This is a genomic window from Flavobacterium sp. RSP15, assembly GCF_003968755.1.
Taxonomy (GTDB): Bacteria; Bacteroidota; Bacteroidia; order Flavobacteriales; family Flavobacteriaceae; genus Flavobacterium.
In genome coordinates, this window is record NZ_RYDL01000003.1 from 387,998 (window position 1) to 408,478 (window position 20,481).

The 20,481-nt window shown below is 34.9% G+C and carries 11 protein-coding genes and 2 pseudogenes; 8 read left to right on the forward strand and 5 right to left on the reverse strand.

The window, feature by feature from the left end; genetic code table 11:
• Positions 1-14 precede the first annotated feature (14 nt).
• Positions 15-1,580, reverse strand: coding sequence for a protein adenylyltransferase SelO (locus EKM00_RS06215; protein ID WP_126515593.1), 1,566 nt, complete (start codon positions 1,578-1,580; stop codon positions 15-17).
• Between the two features lie 226 nt (positions 1,581-1,806).
• Here EKM00_RS06215 and EKM00_RS06220 point away from each other — a divergent pair, with 226 nt between their 5' ends.
• Positions 1,807-2,499 (forward strand): endonuclease/exonuclease/phosphatase family protein, encoded by a 693-nt coding sequence (locus EKM00_RS06220; protein ID WP_126515594.1) that lies wholly within the window; start codon positions 1,807-1,809, stop codon positions 2,497-2,499.
• Positions 2,500-2,574: 75 nt separating this feature from the next.
• Here the strand turns inward: EKM00_RS06220 and sucC are convergent, their stop codons facing one another.
• Positions 2,575-3,768, reverse strand: a complete 1,194-nt coding sequence (sucC, locus tag EKM00_RS06225; protein WP_126454631.1) for an ADP-forming succinate--CoA ligase subunit beta — start codon at positions 3,766-3,768, stop codon at positions 2,575-2,577.
• Between the two features lie 406 nt (positions 3,769-4,174).
• Between sucC and gltB the strand changes: the two genes are divergently transcribed.
• From gltB to EKM00_RS06245, 4 genes are all read left to right on the forward strand, one after another.
• On the forward strand, positions 4,175-8,692 hold the full coding sequence (gene gltB, locus EKM00_RS06230; RefSeq protein ID WP_126515595.1) for a glutamate synthase large subunit: 4,518 nt from the start codon (positions 4,175-4,177) through the stop codon (positions 8,690-8,692).
• 2 nt (positions 8,693-8,694) lie between these two features.
• A complete protein-coding gene (locus EKM00_RS06235; RefSeq protein ID WP_126515596.1) occupies positions 8,695-10,149 on the forward strand; it encodes a glutamate synthase subunit beta in 1,455 nt (484 codons plus the stop codon).
• 169 nt (positions 10,150-10,318) lie between these two features.
• On the forward strand, positions 10,319-11,536 hold the full coding sequence (lysA, locus tag EKM00_RS06240; protein ID WP_126515597.1) for a diaminopimelate decarboxylase: 1,218 nt from the start codon (positions 10,319-10,321) through the stop codon (positions 11,534-11,536).
• Positions 11,537-11,690: 154 nt separating this feature from the next.
• The gene (locus EKM00_RS06245) at positions 11,691-13,100 is read left to right on the forward strand and encodes an alkaline phosphatase (RefSeq protein ID WP_126515598.1); all 1,410 of its coding nucleotides are present in this window, start codon (positions 11,691-11,693) and stop codon (positions 13,098-13,100) included.
• 90 nt (positions 13,101-13,190) lie between these two features.
• Here the strand turns inward: EKM00_RS06245 and pafA are convergent, their stop codons facing one another.
• Positions 13,191-14,810 (reverse strand): alkaline phosphatase PafA, encoded by a 1,620-nt coding sequence (gene pafA / locus EKM00_RS06250; RefSeq protein ID WP_126460157.1) that lies wholly within the window; start codon positions 14,808-14,810, stop codon positions 13,191-13,193.
• A gap of 159 nt (positions 14,811-14,969) precedes the next feature.
• Here pafA and EKM00_RS06255 point away from each other — a divergent pair.
• A pseudogene (locus EKM00_RS06255) lies at positions 14,970-15,200 on the forward strand (transposase); the annotation flags it as partial.
• Positions 15,201-15,373: 173 nt separating this feature from the next.
• On the opposite strand, the gene EKM00_RS06260 reads toward EKM00_RS06255, so the two are convergent.
• Positions 15,374-15,712 carry an ArsR/SmtB family transcription factor gene (locus EKM00_RS06260; protein ID WP_126454643.1) on the reverse strand — a complete coding sequence of 113 codons (339 nt, stop codon included), beginning with the start codon at positions 15,710-15,712 and terminating at the stop codon, positions 15,374-15,376.
• A gap of 189 nt (positions 15,713-15,901) precedes the next feature.
• On the opposite strand from EKM00_RS06260, the gene EKM00_RS06265 reads away from it, so the two are divergent.
• Together EKM00_RS06265 and EKM00_RS06270 are read left to right on the forward strand one after the other, a co-directional pair.
• The gene (locus EKM00_RS06265; RefSeq protein WP_126515599.1) at positions 15,902-19,027 is read left to right on the forward strand and encodes a TonB-dependent receptor; all 3,126 of its coding nucleotides are present in this window, start codon (positions 15,902-15,904) and stop codon (positions 19,025-19,027) included.
• 342 nt (positions 19,028-19,369) lie between these two features.
• Positions 19,370-19,753, forward strand: a complete 384-nt coding sequence (locus tag EKM00_RS06270) for a transposase (protein ID WP_370453923.1) — start codon at positions 19,370-19,372, stop codon at positions 19,751-19,753.
• Between the two features lie 13 nt (positions 19,754-19,766).
• Here EKM00_RS06270 and EKM00_RS15155 read toward each other — a convergent pair.
• Positions 19,767-20,075: pseudogene (locus EKM00_RS15155) on the reverse strand (RHS repeat-associated core domain-containing protein); the annotation flags it as partial.
• Positions 20,076-20,481: the final 406 nt, after the last annotated feature.

Here is a 20,481-nt window from a genome sequence, read left to right on the forward strand (position 1 = left end):
TAGTTAATCTCAATTTAAGAACTACAACTTAACATAGAACATCCCACTTTATCTCTAGCCCAATCGGGTCTTTTGGCAAACCATTTTTGAAAATTTGGTTGTTCATCATAAGGATTTTTAAGCATTTCGAATAATTCTTTCAACAAAGCATAATCTCCTGTATCCGCGTCATCAATACACAATTGCGCCATGTAATTCCGCAATACATATTTTGGGTTCACGGCATTCATTTGATTTTTTCTTTCTGTATCCAAAAGTATTTCTTCATTGATTCGAATACTGTATTTCTCCAACCAATCGTACCAATCTTTCAAGACCGTTTCATTTAAATCATTTTCATTGTAAAAAGCGTCATTTATTGAACCGAAAGCGGTAATTGCAAGATCAGCTTTAGTAACATCACTCAGATTTCTAAAGAAAATCGTCATATCTGTTTCTACCCGTTCCAGCAATTGGGTCAAACTCTGAATCAAAACAATATCGGATTCTTTTTTAATTTGGAAACCGAGTTTATTTCGCATCATATCCAAATACTCCTTTTCGTATTCCGTACTAAAAGCGTCCAAAATAGTTTCAAGTGGTTTTGCATCTTTAATCAAAGGATACAACGCATTCGCCAATTGATACAAATTCCAGAGTGCAATTTCAGGTTGATTGCCAAAACGGTATCTTTTATGTTGACTGTCCGTTGTATTAGGTGTCCAGCCGGAATTATAATCTTCCAACCAACCGTAAGGCCCATAATCAATCGTGATCCCGTGAATAGACATATTATCAGTATTCATAACGCCATGAACGAAACCAACGCGTTGCCAGTGTACAATCATTTTAAGTGTAGTTCGGGTTACTTCCTGAAAAAAGGCGAGATATTTTTCGATACCTTCCCCTTGAATGTGAGGAAAATGATGTTTGATCGTAAAATCAGCCAGTAATTTGAGATTAACATAATCTTCTCGAGAAGCAAACATTTCGAAACTACCAAAACGGATAAATGACGGAGCCACTCTGCAAACGATAGCGCCTTTTTCATAGGCAGGATTTCCATTATACATTACATCGCGCAATACCTGATCACCAGAAAGCATAAGCGATAGCGAACGTGTTGTGGGAACACCTAAATAATGCATGGCTTCAGCGCATAAATGTTCCCGTATGGAAGAACGCAATACCGCAAAACCATCTGCAGTTCTGGAATATGGAGTTGGACCTGCTCCTTTTAGTTGTAAAGTATATATCTTATTTTCATGAATAACTTCGGTGAGATTGATGGCGCGACCATCTCCCAATTGTCCGGCCCAATTCCCAAATTGATGTCCGGCATAACACAAGGCAAAAGGATTTGTTTCCGGATAAACGGTGCTTCCTGAAAAAATGTCCAAAAAATCAGCTGAAAGTAGGTCTTCATCAGAAATGCCAATGGTATGAGCCACGTCATTAGAAGCATGAATTAGTGATGGGTTGGATGGTTTTTTTGGCAACACATACGAATATGCCGATTGCTGAACCTGTCTTGGTGTATTGATTTCAATGGGGTCAGCAGGCAATTCAGAAGTGAAATTATTTTTTATGTGGAGTTTCATTTGGCAACAGATTTATATAAACTAGGAACAATCCAGTCTAATACAAAGGTATTCGATAGCTAGGACATAATTGAACTGTTATGATAACTTTATTATATAACTAAAGTCATTTTATTTATTAAAGGTGAACTCAAAAAATTGATTTCCAAATCTATCGCTAAGAAAATCCTAAGTTTAAACTTAAGATTAATTTGATATATTTGAGAAGTCAATATATAATTTATACATGAGAATAATCACTTGGAATTGTAACGGAGCATTTAGAAAAAAATTTCACCAACTTGAATCATTTGATGCAGATATTATTGTAATACAAGAATGTGAAGATCCAAAGATGTCAAATGATAAAAAATACAAAGAATGGGCCTGCAATTTTATCTGGATAGGAGAAAATAAAAATAAAGGACTAGGAATATTTTGCAAAAGATCTGTTAAGTTATTGGACAATAATTGGAATACAAATGGACTTAAATATTTTATATCTGCCAATATTGACAATAATTTCAACATCATTGGTTTATGGAATCATCATGCAAACTCACCAACTTTTGGTTACATAGGTCAGTTTTGGAAATATCTGCAAATAAATAAAACATTAATGACAAAAACTTTAATAACAGGAGACTTTAATAGCAATAAAATCTGGGATAAATGGGACAGATGGTGGAATCATTCAGATGTTGTAAAGGAATTAGAAGAAATAGAAATCAGAAGTTTATATCATGAATATTTTAATGAAAAACAAGGAGAAGAACAAACTCCAACTTTTTATTTACAAAAAAATGTTTTAAAACCATATCATATAGATTATACCTTTGCAGATAAGAAAACCTTCAACAAAATCAAAAACATTAAAATAGGTCACCAAAATGACTGGTTAGAATTGAGCGATCATATGCCAATAATAATCGAATTTTAAAATATTACAAAATTTATTAAATAAAAAAATCCTGAGCTTTCACTCAGGATTTTTCAATATATAACAATTTTCTAATTAAGAAAGTGCAGCTTTTACTTGATCTGCAGCTTCTTGAAATTCAACAGCAGATAAAATTGGCATTCCTGAATTATCAATTAATTCTTTTGCAATAGCTGCATTGGTACCTTGTAAACGAACAATGATAGGCACTTTAATGGCATCTCCCATATTTTTGTATGCATCAACAACTCCTTGCGCCACACGGTCACAACGAACGATTCCACCAAAAATATTAATCAAAATAGCTTTTACATTTGGATCTTTTAAGATAATACGGAAAGCAGTTTCAACACGTTTTGCATCAGCTGTTCCGCCTACGTCAAGGAAATTAGCAGGTTCAAAACCAGCATATTTAATTAAATCCATAGTTGCCATCGCTAAACCAGCTCCGTTCACCATACATCCTACTGTACCGTCAAGATCTACATAGTTCAAACCTACTTCTTTTGCTTCCACTTCGATTGGGTTTTCCTCACGAATGTCACGCATATCAGCATATTTTTTTTGTCTGTATAAAGCATTATCATCGATATTTACTTTAGCATCTACAGCCATAATTTTATTATCAGATGTTTTTAAAACCGGGTTGATTTCAAACATCGAAGCATCAGATCCAATATAAGCGTTATATAAAGAATCGATGAATTTTACCATTTCTTTGAAAGCATTACCAGAAAGACCTAAGTTAAAAGCAATTCTTCTTGCTTGAAAACCTTGTAATCCAACAGAAGGATCAATTTCTTCAGTGAAGATTAAATGTGGTGTATGCTCCGCAACTTCTTCAATATCCATTCCACCTTCAGTAGAATACATGATCATATTACGTCCAGTTGCTCTATTTAATAATACAGAAACATAAAATTCTGAAGTTTCACTTTCCCCAGGATAGTAAACATCTTCAGCAATTAAAACTTTATGTACTCTTTTACCTTCTGCAGAAGTTTGAGGTGTAATCAATTGCATCCCGATGATTTGTGTTGCAATTTCTTCTACTTGTTGTAAGTTTTTAGCAAGCTTTACTCCACCACCTTTTCCACGTCCACCTGCGTGAACTTGGGCTTTTACAACATACCAACTTGTACCAGTTTCGGTAGTTAATTGTTTGGCAGCAGCAACCGCTTCTACTGGACTATTAGCAACGATTCCGCGTTGAATGCGAACCCCGTAACTAGCTAAAATCTCTTTTCCTTGATATTCGTGTATGTTCATAATATAGAATTTGTCTGGATTCTGAATTTATTCCAGAATAAAAGTGCCACAAAAATAGCAAAATTAAACGTAACTGTTATTTTTTTTTTGATTTAAATGGTGTCTAAATTTCAATAGTCCAAACGAAACTACAACTCCTTTCAAAATAAAAAAATATAAAGATTAACTCCAAATTTGTTATAAATTCAAAAGCAAAATGATCAGTAAAATATTTCTTTCAAAACTATCAATCCATTGGCTCCTATTTGGTTTTCTCGTTGTAGAAAAATCAAATCGAATGCGTTAAAATCCTATTATTATGTTTTATTTAACCTTTTTCTACTATAACTGTAAAAACAAGCCGTTTTTAACTTTTACACCTATTATATGTTACTAAATCTTTAATTTTGTATAAAAAATATTAAGCATGAAAGTTAAAGAACAAGGCCTTTATTTGCCCGAATTTGAACACGACAATTGCGGAGCAGGATTCATTTGTAATCTAAATGGAATCAAATCAAATGATATCATACACAAAGCATTGGATATTCTAATCAAATTAGAACATCGAGGTGCGGTGAGTTCAGATGGCAGAACGGGAGATGGAGCGGGAATATTATTTGATATCCCTCATGATTTTTTTAAGAAAGTTTGTGATTTTGAAATCCCCGAGACAAAACAATATGCCGTAGGAATGGTCTTTATGCCCAAAAGTAAAAACCAAGTTGTTTTTTGTAAAACGACTTTCGAAACTTCGATACGCGATCAAAATTTAGAAATATTAGGATGGAGAGACGTACCGGTTGATGCCACTAATTTAGGCCGAATTGCCGGTGAGAAAGAACCAACCGTGAAACAAGTGTTTGTGGGTAAAAAAGGCTTAGACCTAACGGAACAACAATTTAATGCTAAATTATTTGCAGCGAGAAAAATTGCAGAACATGCGATCCAAAATTCAAGGATTTCAGAAAGCCACATGTTCTATTTTTCCAGTTGTTCCACCACCACAATCATCTATAAAGGATTATTGATGCCGGAAGACATCAGTAGGTATTATACGGATTTATTAGATGACGATTTGGTAACCCGATTAGCTTTGGTTCATCAACGTTTTTCTACCAACACATTCCCATCTTGGGAATTAGCGCAACCGTTCCGTTACATGTGCCACAATGGTGAGATCAATACACTACGTGGTAATATTAGCCGCATGCGTGCTCGTGAGGAATTGATGAAAAGTGATGTTTTTGGTGACGATATCAAAAAATTATTTCCAATCATTTTAGAAGGAAAATCAGATTCTGCTTCAATGGATATGGTAATTGAACTGTTATTGATGACAGGCCGCTCCTTGCCGGAAGCTATGATGATGGTTGTCCCTGAAGCGTGGGAAAAACACCAGACGATGTCCGCCGATAAAAAAGCTTTTTACGAATACAATGCTTGCATCATGGAACCTTGGGATGGCCCAGCCTCTATTCCTTTTACAGATGGTAACGTTATTGGTGCTTTGTTAGATAGAAATGGATTGCGTCCATCTCGTTATACATTGACTAAAAGTGGTTTCGTAATTATGTCTTCAGAAATTGGTGTTCTTGATATTAAACCCGAAGATGTAGTGCAACATGGTCGTTTAGAACCCGGAAAAATGTTTCTCGTGGACATGAATGAAGGCCGGATTATAGAAGATGACGAGATCAAAAATGCAATTGTCACAAAACGTCCTTATCAGCAATGGCTGGATGAAAATTTAGTACAATTATCTCAAATACCGTATACTCATAATCAAATTCCTGTAGAAAATATTGATTTTGAGACCAGACAAAGACTCTTTGGATATACACTAGAAGACTTAAAGACCATCATAAATCCTATGGGAATCCAAGGGGCAGAGGCATTAAGTTCTATGGGAAATGATACTCCTTTAGCGGTTTTGTCAGATCAGCCACAGCTTTTGTACAACTATTTCAAACAGTTATTTGCTCAGGTTACCAATCCACCATTAGATGGGATTCGCGAAGAAATCATAACTGATATTAGCCTGGCTATTGGGGGAGATTATAACATATTTGATATTGTTCCAAAACATTGTAAGAAACTAAAAATCCAAAATCCAGTAATCTCAAATGAGGATTTAGATAAAGTAAAAAACATTGATCATGCTGATTTCAAATCAGTAACAATTACAACTTTATACGATATCGAAAAAGGAGTAAATGGTTTAGAACGCGCTTTAGAAAGAGCGGTTCAAGCTACTTTCAAAGCCGTTTCTGAAGGCTGTAATATTGTAATCATTTCGGATAGAGGCGTGAGCGAAAAAATGGCTCCAATCCCAATGCTATTGGCTTGTTCCTATATTCATCATTCGATGAACATCCTGAAATCTCGTTCTAAGTTTGGAATCATCATTGAATCTGCAGAGCCACGAGAGCCGCATCATTTTGCCTTATTATTTGGTTATGGTGCTAGTGCAATCAATCCTTATATGGTAAATGAAATCATTCATAACCAAGTTAACCAAGGTTTTATTACTGGTATTAATGCAGATTATGCCATTAAAAACTATAATAAAGCGATTGCAAAAGGGATCCTAAAAATCATGAATAAAATTGGTATCTCTACGCTACATTCGTACAGAGCAGCACAGATATTTGAAATTTTGGGATTAAATAAAACATTCACTTCTAAATATTTTCCCTACACTCCTTCCAGAATTGAAGGAATTGGTCTAATGGAAATCGAAAAAGAAATCAAAAAAAGATACCAGAAGGCTTTTCCAAATTCGAAAGTGAGTAATTTACTGCCTCTGGAAATTGGCGGAATTTATAGATGGAGAAGATCAGGAGAAAAACACATGTTTAATCCAACAACGATTTCTAAATTACAACAAGCGGTACGTTTAAATAGTCCTGAAAGTTATAAGGAATACTCTGATATGGTCAATGACCAAGGTGAAAATCTAATGACAATTAGAGGTTTGTTTGAGTTCAATAATCTGGATCCTATTTCAATTGATGAAGTCGAACCTTGGACCGAAATTGTAAAAAAATTCAAAACTGGAGCCATGTCCTATGGTTCAATCAGTCAGGAAGCCCATGAAAATCTAGCAATTGCTATGAATAGAATTGGTGGAAAAAGCAACTCTGGAGAAGGTGGAGAAGATCCAAAACGATTCCAAAAAGACTTAAATGGAGATTCTAGAAATAGTGCTATCAAGCAAGTCGCTTCCGGAAGATTTGGAGTTTCTATTAATTATCTGACCAATGCCAAAGAGATTCAAATAAAAATGGCTCAAGGTGCAAAACCCGGAGAAGGTGGACAATTACCCGGCGAAAAAGTAGTGCCTTGGATTGCCGAAGTACGAAATTCTACGCCTTATGTTGGATTAATTTCACCGCCGCCACACCACGATATTTATTCTATTGAAGATTTATCCCAATTAATTTTTGATCTAAAAAATGCCAATCGTGAAGCTAGAATTAATGTAAAATTAGTTTCAGAAGTGGGCGTTGGAACGATCGCTGCCGGTGTTGCCAAAGCAAAAGCCGATGTGATTTTGATTTCAGGATATGATGGAGGAACTGGAGCTGCACCATTAACTTCACTACAACACACCGGTATTCCATGGGAACTTGGCCTTGCCGAAGCGCAACAGACTTTAATCTTGAATGATTTAAGAAGCCGTGTCGTATTAGAATGTGACGGACAATTGAAAACAGGACGTGATGTAGCTATTGCAGCTTTACTTGGAGCTGAAGAATTTGGATTTGCGACTGCTCCTTTAGTCGCATCCGGTTGTATTATGATGAGAGCCTGTCACTTGAACACCTGCCCCGTAGGTATTGCGACACAAGATCCAGAACTGAGAAAAAATTTCAAAGGAACACCGGAACATATTATTAACTTTATGTATTTTATTGCTGAGGAGTTAAGAGAAATCATGGCACAACTCGGATATAGAACCTTAAAAGAAATGGTGGGACAATCTCAAAAATTAAATGTCAATAAAGCCATCAAGCATTATAAAGCCAGCGGATTAGATTTATCGGCTATTTTGTATAAACCTGAAAAAGCAAAAGAGGTTCCAAACCACAATACTACAACACAAGATCACGCACTAGAACACGTGCTTGACTTTGACATCATAAAAGCCGCTATTCCATCCATTTACAGGAAAGAGAAAACGAGAGTTACATTTGATATTAAAAATACAGATCGTTCCGTTGGAGCTATATTGAGTAATGAAATTTCAAAAATATATGGTGCACAAGGATTACCAGATGATACCATATTGGTAGATTTCACAGGTTCAGCAGGTCAAAGTTTTGGTGCTTTTGCAACTAATGGCTTGTCCTTTAAAATACATGGAAACTGTAATGATTATTTGGGGAAAGGACTTTCCGGAGGTAAATTAATTATTAAAGTCCCACCCGCTGCCACATTCAAGCCAGAGGAGAATATTATCATTGGTAATGTGGCGCTCTATGGAGCAATCACCGGCGAAGCCTATATCAACGGAATGGCTGGAGAACGTTTTTGCGTGAGAAACTCGGGAGCAACAGCTGTTGTGGAAGGAATTGGAGATCATGGATGTGAGTATATGACAGGTGGAACAGTGGTGATCCTTGGCAAAACAGGACGAAATTTTGCAGCTGGAATGAGCGGTGGTATTGCGTATGTTTTTGATCCAAATAAAAAATTCGATGCTACTCTTTGTAATATGGAAATGGTCGCTTTTGAAACATTAGAAGATGATGACATTACTAAACTGAGACGTTTAATAAAAAATCATTCATTGTACACCAATAGTCCACTTGCAAAAAGAATTTTAGAAGATTGGGAAAACCAACGCAACCATTTTATCAAAGTGATGCCTACTGATTACAAAAAGGCATTAGAAAGATTAGCCGAAGAAAAAAAAATTGAAGAACTACTAGCAGTATAGTTATGGGAAAGATAGGAGGATTTAAAGAATATAATAGAACAGATGAAAGCACTGTACTAGTTGAAGAGCGTGTATCAAATTACAATGAGTTTACAATTCAGTTAGAAAAAGATAAAATTAAAGAACAAGGATCCAGGTGCATGGATTGTGGGATTCCTTTTTGCCACAGCGCCTGTCCGTTGGGAAATTTAATTCCTGATTTTAACGATATGGTGCATCAGGAAGAATGGGAAGGTGCCTTGAAAATATTACAATCAACCAATAATTTTCCGGAATTTACGGGTCGTTTATGCCCCGCTCCATGTGAAAAGTCATGTGTTTTAGGAATTATAAGTGAGCCAGTAGCAATTGAAAATATTGAAAAAAATATTATCGAAAGAGGTTTTGCTGAAGGTTGGATCAAACCACAACCTCCAGAAGTTAGAACAGGAAAAACAGTCGCCGTTATTGGCTCCGGTCCTGCTGGATTAGCAGCAGCACAACAGTTAAATCGTGCAGGACACACCGTTACCGTTTTTGAAAGAGACAACGCCATCGGTGGATTACTACGTTACGGAATTCCAAATTTCAAATTAGAAAAAGGAATTATCGACAGACGGGTTACTGTTTTAGAAGCTGAAGGAATCACTTTTAAAACGAATATAAATGTTGGCGTAAACTATAGTGTTGAAGAATTGAACGCTTTTGATTCAATCGTATTATGCGGTGGCGCCACAGAAAGAAGAAGTTTGCCTACCAAAGGAATAGAAAGTCAAGGAGTGGTGCAGGCAATGACTTTCTTGACACAACAAACTAAATCACTATATGGTGAAGTAATTCCAGGTCAAATAATGGCTACCGGTAAGGATGTGATCGTTATAGGTGGCGGAGATACTGGTTCTGATTGTGTGGGAACATCAAACAGACACGGAGCTAAATCAGTGACTAATTTTGAGATTTTACCTAAACCACCCGTTGGAAGAAGTGAAACTACCCCTTGGCCGTTTTGGCCATTGCAATTAAAAACGTCCTCTTCTCATGAAGAAGGGTGTAATAGAAACTGGTTGATCAATACCAAAGAATTCATTTCTAATGAAAGCGGCCAACTCGTAGGTTTAAAAACCGTTGAAGTGGCTTGGAAAATGACAGCGGGACAAAGACCTGAATTGATAGAAAAAGAAGGATCAGAAAAAATTTGGCCATGTGATTTAGCTTTATTGGCACTGGGATTTACGGGTCCTGAAAAAACATTAAGTGATCAATTAGGATTAGAAACTGACATCCGAAGCAATTATAAAGCAACCAATTATCAAACAAATATTCCTCATATATTTACTGCAGGTGACATGCGAAGAGGACAATCTTTAATTGTATGGGCAATATCTGAAGGTCGAGAAGCAGCCAGAGAAGTTGATAAATACTTGATGGGGTATACCAATTTGCCTACCAAAGGAAATGGCGATTTACCAAGCTTATAATTCTTGCAATCATTTTATAACCCTTGATAGAAAAATTTGTCAAGGGTTATTTTTTTTAAAATCAACAATTAATGTTCAATTTATAACTTTTTGTTATAATTTGTTTGAATTCATTCATTAGCTTGTGGGACTAAATAAAGAGTAATAAATTTGCTGAAAATTAATAACCATGCAATCAAAAGACTTACTTCAATTAGCAGAACAATTTGGCAGTCCAATATACGTTTATGATGCCGAAAAAATACAATCTCAGTACAATAGATTAACTAAAGCATTTTCTAAAGTAGACAAGTTACGCATCAATTATGCCATGAAAGCATTGTCAAATGTTGCAATACTCCAGTTATTAAAGGATATGGGAGCTGGTCTAGATACCGTTTCTATTCAAGAAGTCCTATTAGGCCTTCATGCCGGTTATGCACCCGAAAAAATATTTTATACTCCAAACGGAGTTTCTCTCGAAGAAATTGAAGAAGTAAACGCGATGGGAGTTCAAATAAATATTGATAATTTATCAATATTAGAACAATTTGGGACTAAACATCCTAACGTACCTGTTTGTATTCGAATCAATCCACACGTAATGGCTGGTGGAAATACAAATATTTCTGTAGGACATATCGATAGTAAATTTGGAATCTCGATTCATCAATTGCCACACCTTGTTCGTATTGTAGAAAACACCAAAATGAATATTGTTGGCATTCACATGCACACTGGTTCTGATATTTTAGACATCGAAGTCTTTTTATATGCTGCCGAAATATTATTTGATGCGGCTAAAAACTTCAAAAATCTTGAATTCCTAGACTTTGGAAGTGGATTTAAAGTGCCATATAAAAAAGACGATATCGAAACGGACATCGAAGAATTAGGCAGAAAATTATCCAAAAGATTCAATGCGTTTTGTACTGAATATGGAAAAGAATTAACCTTGATATTTGAGCCCGGCAAATTTTTAGTAAGCGAGGCTGGCTTCTTTTTAGCTAAAGTTAATGTAGTGAAACAAACCACTTCGACTGTTTTTGCTGGAATAGACAGTGGTTTTAATCACCTTATCAGACCAATGTTGTACGGATCGCAACATCATATCGAAAACATCTCTAACCCCAAAGGAAAAGAACGTTTTTACTCCGTAGTAGGATACATTTGTGAAACGGATACTTTTGCAAACAACAGAAGGATTTCAGAAATCAAAGAAGGGGATATTTTATGTTTTAGAAACGCCGGAGCCTACTGCTTCTCAATGGCATCAAATTACAACTCCAGATACAAGCCTGCAGAGGTTTTATGGCTAAATGGAGAAGGCCATTTAATCCGTGCCCGCGAAAGTTTTGAAGATTTACTTAAAAACCAGATTCCGTTACCCATAGCAGCGACAGTCTAAAATAGGAATCCCATTTGTCCATGCAAATGGGATTTTTTTATTATTAAACCCATAGCAATTTGAAACCTGTTTCATTCCAAAAAAATAATCAATCCTTAACATACTGCGTGAAGTAGTTTCTTTACATTTGGAATTCTTACAAAAAAAAGAAACAATGAATAGACGAAAATTTTTCAAGAATGGCTCTTTATTTGCAATTGGCGCAACTGTACTAAATCCTTTTGAAGGCAATGCACAAGATTTTGATACTTTAAACAAAAATAAAAAAGCCAAAAACATCATTGTGATTATTAGCGACGGAATGAGCATCGGAACCCTAAATATGGCTGATCTGTACCTGAATAGAAAAACGGGAAAGGGAAGCAATTGGATTCAATTGTACAAAGACAATAAAGTAACTCGCGCATTAATGGATATGGCTTCTGCCTCTTCCATCGTTACAGATTCTGCTGCTGCAAGTTCTTCATGGGGAAGCGGTTTCCGAGTCAAAAATGGCTCGTTAAATGTTGGAATAAATGGAGAAGAATACCTCCCAATATGGCAAAAATTTAAAAAAGCAGGAAAAATGGCTGGTTGTGTAACTACAGTACCTATCACACATGCCACACCAGCTGGTTTTTGTATTGCCTCAAAAAGCAGAAACAGCCAGGAAAGTATTGCTGAAATGTATCTTGACTTGAAATTTGATGTCATGATGGGTGGCGGAAATAATTATTTTTCATCCGAAAGCCGTAAAGACAAACGCGATATGTACCAAGAATTTTCTAACAACGGATTTTCGGTAGTTAAAAATAAAAGTGAAATGCTGGCTAGCGACAACAGTAAACCAATACTTGGCCTATTTCATAATGATGGCCTTCCTTACTCAAAAGATAGAGAAAGTAGCAAGGAATTATCGGGTTCCATTCCTACTTTAGCTGAAATGACGGAACGTGCAATTGATAAAATGAAAGACCACCCCAATGGTTTTGTGCTTCAAGTCGAAGCTGGAAAAGTAGATTGGGCCGCACATGGAAATGACATCACGGGATTACTTTATGATCAAGTTGCCCATGACGATGCGGTGAAAGTAGCAATTGATTTTGCAGAAAAAGACACAAATACTCTAGTCATCATTACTACAGATCATGGAAATGCTAATCCTGGAATTATTTATGGAATAGATGCAGACAATAATTTTGATAGTATCCAAAAGTACAAACAAACAAACGATTGGATTTTAAATGGAATTGGTCAGGAAACTACCGTATCACAAGTGATAGAAAGAATTGAATATGCAAATACAACTATTCTAAAAGAAAATGAAGCTAAGGAAATTTTAAATTTTTATTCGAATATTAAACTGGAAGAAGGCCTATATAATCCTAAACATCTACCGTTCAAAGTGCTGGCAGAAATTCAAAAGAAACACAATTCAGTAGGTTGGATTAGTATGGATCATTCCGCTGATTATACTGAATTAGCCCTATATGGTCCTGGAGGCCATTTACTAAAACCATTTATAAAAAACACTGACTTGCATCATCTAATGCTAGAAGCTGCTGAAATAGAAAATAAATTTTAGCATAAACAAGACTCTGAAAATCCAAGTAAAATAAAAAACGCCCGTCTTTATCGTAAAGACGGGCGTTTTATTATTAAACTCAACTTAGGTTTATTTATCGTCATCTAAAAGTGTGTCTAACACTTCAGATTCCGTACCATTTGGAAAAGGAATTTTTAGCATTTGTGAAAGTGTAGGAGCAATTTGCGTAATGTACTTTTTAGCATGCAACTCTCCTTTAGGAACTTTCCAACCATAAAAAAGCAACGGTACATGAGTATCATAGCTATTAAGTGTTCCGTGCGTAGTTCCGGTAGCTTGATACTGCATATAACCCGCCTTATCTAACACCACAATTTCACCATTTTGTCTCGGATCATATCCCTTAGAAATAAAACTCAAAAAATAATCATCTCCGGAAGAAGCTAAAATTTCTTCCTCAGTATACACTCTTTTAACTTGCTCCTGTGTCATCAAAAACGTTTTAAAACTTTGTTTTACAACATTCATATCCAATCCTTTATTCTTAATAATTTCTGTATTAAAAAACAGATTAAAATTAGAATAATCCAAAACTAAATCAGCACCGAAACTTTCGTTAGAAAACTTTTTCAATGCTGCAACAATATCTTTAGAAGGTATATTTTTTACATTGTATTTATTATCTTTTAAATAATTTGGATTTTCGGCGCCTGCATGATCAGCAGTCAAAAAAAGCAAATAATTATCTTTTCCAACCGTTTTATCTAAGTAGGTTAAAAACTGAGCAATAGTCTCATCTAAACGTAAATAAGTATCTTGCAACTCCATAGAACGAGGCCCAAAAGTGTGACCAACATAATCAGTAGAAGAGAAACTAACAGTCAAAAAATCTGTTATATCATCTTTTCCGAGGGATTCATTTTCTATAGCTTTCATCGCCAAGTCAGCTAAAATATCATTGCCAAAAGGAGTAGAACGTAAAATATCAGCCCCTTTTTCTTTATAAATTTCTTTCAAATCATAAGGAAAAACAGGTCTTTTAGTTTTATCCAATTTTCCTTCATATGGATTATCATCTGCAAGACTTTCATTATAAGTAGCAACCGGCTTAAATAAATCCCAGCCTCTATTGATATAATTCATGTATCGTTTTTCTTCATTGAATTCTGTAACCCAATCCGGTAATGCTAAACCATAAAAAGTACTTGAAATAAAGGCTCCTGTTTTACTGTACCAAAAAGCCCAATTGGCAAAGTGACCTGCTGGTAAAATGGCACCACGATCTTTGATACTCAACCCGATTACTTTGCCTTCAAAATTTGTTGCCATTCGTAACTCATCAGTGATGGTAGTGCTTAAAAGGTTTTTTGGAGACATAGCCCCCTCATTTTCTAAACCATCCCCAACTGTTTTCACAGAGGCATCGTCAGTGCAATACAAATCCTTTCCTGTCGCTTTATTAAACCAATCATTCCCTACAATGCCATGAGTAGATGGTGTAGCTCCAGTAAAAATACTGGCATGACCAGGGGCAGTATAGGTGGGTACAAAATTATAATGCATGTTATGAAATGTGTACCCCTTATCCATTAATCTTTTGAATCCATTTGATGAAAAATCATCTGAAAAACGATATAAATATTCCATTTTCATTTGATCCACAACGATACCAACTACTAATTTGGGTCTTTGCTGCGCTTGCAAATTTGACATAAGAATAAAGACACAAAACAAAAATATTTTTTTCATAATAAAAATTTTAATTTTACAAAAGTACATTTTTGATTTCGAAAAAACTTAACTAAGGAAAATCTACATATAAATTTAACGGTAACATAACCATTACAATCCTAGTAGCATGAAAACAAGTCGAAAAAATTCTCAAACTATTAAATAATAATTTAATTATATGTTGTCGTAGAACCAGACAAGAAAAAGTCGGCAAAGATATTTCCTCAGGTAAATAGAACAATCAGTAATGCTAAAAAAGTACTTTTAGGCATTCATCATAATTGTGCAAACCAGCAATATGTACAAAATTATCTTGATAAGTTCTGTTATAAATTTAATAGAGGCTATTTTGGAAACAAACTATCGGATACACTCTTGATTGCTGCTTTAGAAACAATTTGGTATTAGTTACGGATAGTCATATAAACTATTATCAGTTCAACTTCATTTCTAATATCTTCAGGAATTTGAACACATTGAAAATATATTTTCATTTCTTTTTCAGTTTGTAATTCAAAAACATCGCCTACTTCTATTATATTGCTTTCAAAATTTCAATAAAAAAAGTCTTTCTACACTATTTAACAACAATTTCTTTTAGGCCTATTCGGCATTATTTTAGTATTCAATCGATTAAAAAGAGTAAAAACTCTCTCGATATGATTCCATTCTAAAGAATAAAGCGATTGGGTACCGCTAATTTTTCTACAAATCAATTTTACTTTTATCAAATCATCTAAATGTTTCGAAACCGTAGATTGTGATAAAGGGATTTCGCTTACTAACTCTTTACAGGTTCTGTCCTTGTGTTTCGATAGTATCGAAATAATCATAACTCGTGCGGGATGCGATAAACATTTTGATAAAGTAGCTAGTTCAATTTCAAAAGAATGAAACTCTACATTTTTATTTTTTGGCATTAATCGTATTTATTAGATAATAAAAAAATTAAAACAAACATACTATATTTTAACATAAACAACTTAAAAGCAATGACTTATTAAAAAATAATTTATTGATAATCGTAACTATACGATTTAACAAACAAACTTAAAATAAACTTACTACGTATTTGTTTTTACATTTATTTAACATTTTACAAAAAAACAATGATTAAAAAATTATTTTCTTTGTTCTGTTTCTTTATAATTGCAAATTCCTACGCACAGGAAACCACAGGCGTGTTGAGAGGCACTATAGATAATGACCAGAATAATCCCATTGGATTAGCTGCTATTACTGTAACTCAAAATTCAACTGGAACAAAATACACTGCTATTTCCCAAGAAAATGGTTTTTTTGCTTTCAATCAATTACAACCCGATTCAAACTACAGTTTAGAAGTTTATTTTAATGGTTTTGAAACTTACAAACAAGAAAATATAGTTATCCGCTTAGGAAAAATAATTAATCTAAAAATCAATCTAGCTCCCAAAACAGAAGAACTAAAAACGGTTGAAATTGTAATACAAAAAGGAGCTAGAAACAGCAACGATAAAAGAATCCGAATTGATCAGATTATTAATTTACCTACCTTAAACAGAAGTATTCAGGATGCGACTCGCCTACTGCCAGAAGCCAATTTAAATTCATTTGGCGGAGCTAATTATAGATTTAATAATTTAAGTATTGATGGTAGTGCCACTAATGATGTTCTTGGGTTTCAAGAACCGGCAAGTGGCGCAGCGGGATCAGTAGCTTCTGGAACGCCGGGTGGCTTAGCAGGAACTCAACCTATTGGCTTCGGTGCTATTAGTGCTTTATCTGTAAAAACAGCTCCTTTTGATGTAACTTTTGGAAATTTCACCGGCGCGAGTATCAATTTAGTTACCAAAAATGGAACCAATACAACGAATGGAAGTGTTTATGTCTTTTTACGAAATAGATCTTTAACAGGGAATTATTCAGATGGTATTAAGCAACAATCGGCAGCCTTTTATGATATAGTTGCAGGTGCTAGTATAGGTGGACCAATAGTAAAAAATAAATTATTTTATTACTTTAATGCAGAATTTTCGGATCGTTCTGAACCTGTATTAAATGCTCCAGGAAGTGCTAATTCCAATATTTCAAAAGAAACCGTAAATCTAATAGCAAACCGTTTAAAAACAAAATACAATTATGATCCGGGAATCTCTGAAGGAGCAACTTTGGAAAGAAAAAATACCAAACTTTTTTTACGTTTGGATTATAATATTTCGGATAAACACAAACTGACATTGCGTAACAATTTTGTTACTGGCTTTGCTGATAACTTAGAATGGTCGCAAAATATATTCAATTTTGGAAATCAAGGTTTCCGACATAATTCTACCACTAACAGTATTGTAGCTGAATTAAAGAGTAAATTTACCAACAATCTTTCGAATAAATTAACTATTTCCCACACCACAGTTAAGGATGACAGAACCTTTAAAGGCAAAGTTTTTCCACATATCGAAATTATTGACAACACTTCAAATACTATTTTTGCTGGAACGTATAGAGAAGCAGCAGTTTACGGACTGACTGTGAACACTTCGCAATTTACAGATAATTTGACGTGGTATAAAAACAATCATACGTTTACATTAGGAACTTCAACGGAATTCAATGATATACAATACCGATTTCTTACTGCCTTTAACGGAAGATGGCAATACAGCTCTGTAAATAACTTTTTGATGGATAAACCAAATCGAGTAAGAGGGGTGTATAACATTGAAGGTAATGATTTTGAATACAATAAAAAAACACCATCAGCCGATTATCAAGTAGTTTTATCAAGTGTTTATTTACAAGATGAAATAAAAGTTAATGACAAATTAAGTTTATTAGCCGGAATACGAATTGATGGTCAGTTTTCAGGTAATTTCCCCGTAAGTTCACAAATACAAAGTACCCCAGAATTTGCTAAATACAAAAACAAAATAAACAATTCTCCTGTAATTAATCCCCGAGTTGGTTTTACTTATAACTTTGATGAAGACGAGAAATATGTTTTGAAAGGTGGTTCCGGATTGTTCACCGGTAGGATGCCTTTTGTATGGTATGCTTATTCTCACTATATCTCGGGTACCAAATATTTCAATATCGATTTTAGACCTACAACCCCTTTAGATTTGACGAGTGATTTGAGTTCATTAGAAGCTAAACAAGGCAAGCGTTTAACTGAGATTAATTTAGTCGATAATAATTTCAGTTTACCACGGGATTGGAAAAGCAATTTAAATTTTGATATTAAATTAAAACATAATTTCGGAATTCAATTAGAAGCTACCTATACTCAAGTTTTAAAAGGGCTACTATTTCAATCTATAAACAGAAAAGAAGATTTAAAAGCGAACTTTACAGGAGCCGATAACAGGCCTTATTATACTACAAGTGGTGATGCAGCAAAAATTAACACTAATTTTACCAATGTGTTTCTGTTGACCAATACCAATCAGGGTTACCGTTACAATTTAACCGTTGGTTTAACCAAATCAGCTCCACATTATAACGGATTTGTGGGCTATACTTATGGTGAAAGTAAAGATATTAGTAGTACGGTAAGAAACTCTCACGCCGCTAATTTCGAGTTCAATCAAGCGTTAGTTGCTAATTCGCCGAAGCTTGCCTATTCTAATTTTGATTTGAGACACAAAATCATTTCGTATCATTTCTATGATTTAGCTTTCAAGAAAGCATCATTGCGTTTTGGACTAATTTATAATGGCCGTTCCGGAAGTCCGTTTTCCTTTGTATACGAAGGTGATATAAACAGAGACGGTTCAGCTAAAAATGATATTCTATACATCCCAAGAAACCAGTCAGAAATTAAATTACAAGATATCATAGGGCCTAACAATACTGTATTGGCAACTGCCGGTCAACAATGGGCTCAATTAGACAGTTACATCAACAATAATGAGTTTTTAAGCGACCGAAGAGGTCAGTATGCAGATAGAAATGCCGCACGCACACCTTGGAATCATCAAGTGGATGCCAAAATTGTTTTTCAACAAAAAATAGCTAAAAAAAATCTGGAATTTTCCTTGGATATTTTCAATTTTGGTAACCTGATTAATAAGAATATTGGGGCACAACATTATGTGCCTAACATTAATAATTCAGGATATGCCTTATTGGATTTTGTGAAAATTGAAAATGGTAATCCCGTTTTTCAATTCAAAAACCCACAAAGCAAACCTTATTTAGTAGATACAATAAATTCTCGTTGGCAAGCGCAATTTGGGATAACCTATTTGTTCTAAAACTAAAAGATTCAAATTAGAAACATAATTCTATTCCGCTTTACTATCCTCCATTTAGAATTGATAGTAAAGTGGAAATATTGTATGCAGGAATTCCGCTTTGAAAATTTGTCTTGTCCTGAATAACCGATACAGATTATTATATAAAAAAGAATATCAACAAAATATAAAGCAACAACTACAGATCAAGCATATTTTATAACCATAACAATGGAAGGTTGGGTTGATATTTTTACGCGAATCAACCAAAAGTACAATATCGTTAATGCTTTGCAATATTGTCAGGATAAAAAAGTACTTGAAATTTATGCCTATTGTATTATGCACGGTAATATACATTAAATGTCCAAAGCCAAAAATGGCTTTATTCTATCAGAGGTCATGCGTCATTTTAAAAAATATACCTCAAATAAAATTATTGAAACTATAATGGAAGAGCCAAAGAGTAATAGGAAGAGGCTATTGTACAATTTTAAAAAAGCATTTGAGCATCTTAAAAGAAATCAAAGCTATAAAGTACGGCAAGACGGATATCACGCTGAGATAATAGAAACCAATTGGTTCATAAAACAAAAGGTTGATTATATACACAATAATCCTAATCCTGTTAAGGATAAAGTAGTTACCTTGCCAGAGGATTATTATTTTAGTTCTGCAAGAAATTATGCAGGATTAGAAAATGATTTGGATATTGTAATGTTGGATTTACTTCGTCAGTTCGGCTAAAGCCTCGGGTGTTTTAGATTGTTGATTTACTATGTGGGCACGGATTAGAAATCCGCCTATCGTTCCCGAGATATCCGGGGTCATCAGGTGTTAATGCACCCCATTCAGAATGATTATAGGTATCTCCTGCAACTCCATTTTTAGGACATTTAGTACAACCTCCATCAGGATCAATCCTACTATTCGGGTTATTCCCCATCCTTAGGTACGGACTTGCATATTGCCTATAAGAATCCGTACTTAACCACCTGCCAATCCTACGATCCCAGAGTCTTAGCGGAAAAGCCTCCATTCCAGTTTCAGAGTCGACTTCCTGCCCTTGAAAAGCGTACTTGTATTAATCTCCTTTAAGACAGATACATATTTAAATTTAGATAGGTCCTATCGGAATAGGGGTTTTCAAAAACCCGAGGCTTTAGCCGAACGGGCGGAAGCAAAGGCGACGAACCGAGCCCGCATGGCGAACACGTGGTACCTATAAACAAAAGAACCCCAGTCTTTTCAGCCTGTGGTTCCAATAAAGAAAGGCGACGAACCGAGCCCGCATGGCGAACACGTGGTATCTATAAACAAAAGAACCCCAGTCTTTTCAGACTGGGGTTCCAATAAAGAAAGGCGACGAACCGAGCCCACAGGGCGAACACGTCGAACCTATAAACAAAAGAACCCCAGTCTTTTCAGACTGGGGTTCAAATAAAGAAAGGCGACGACATACTCTCCCACATAAC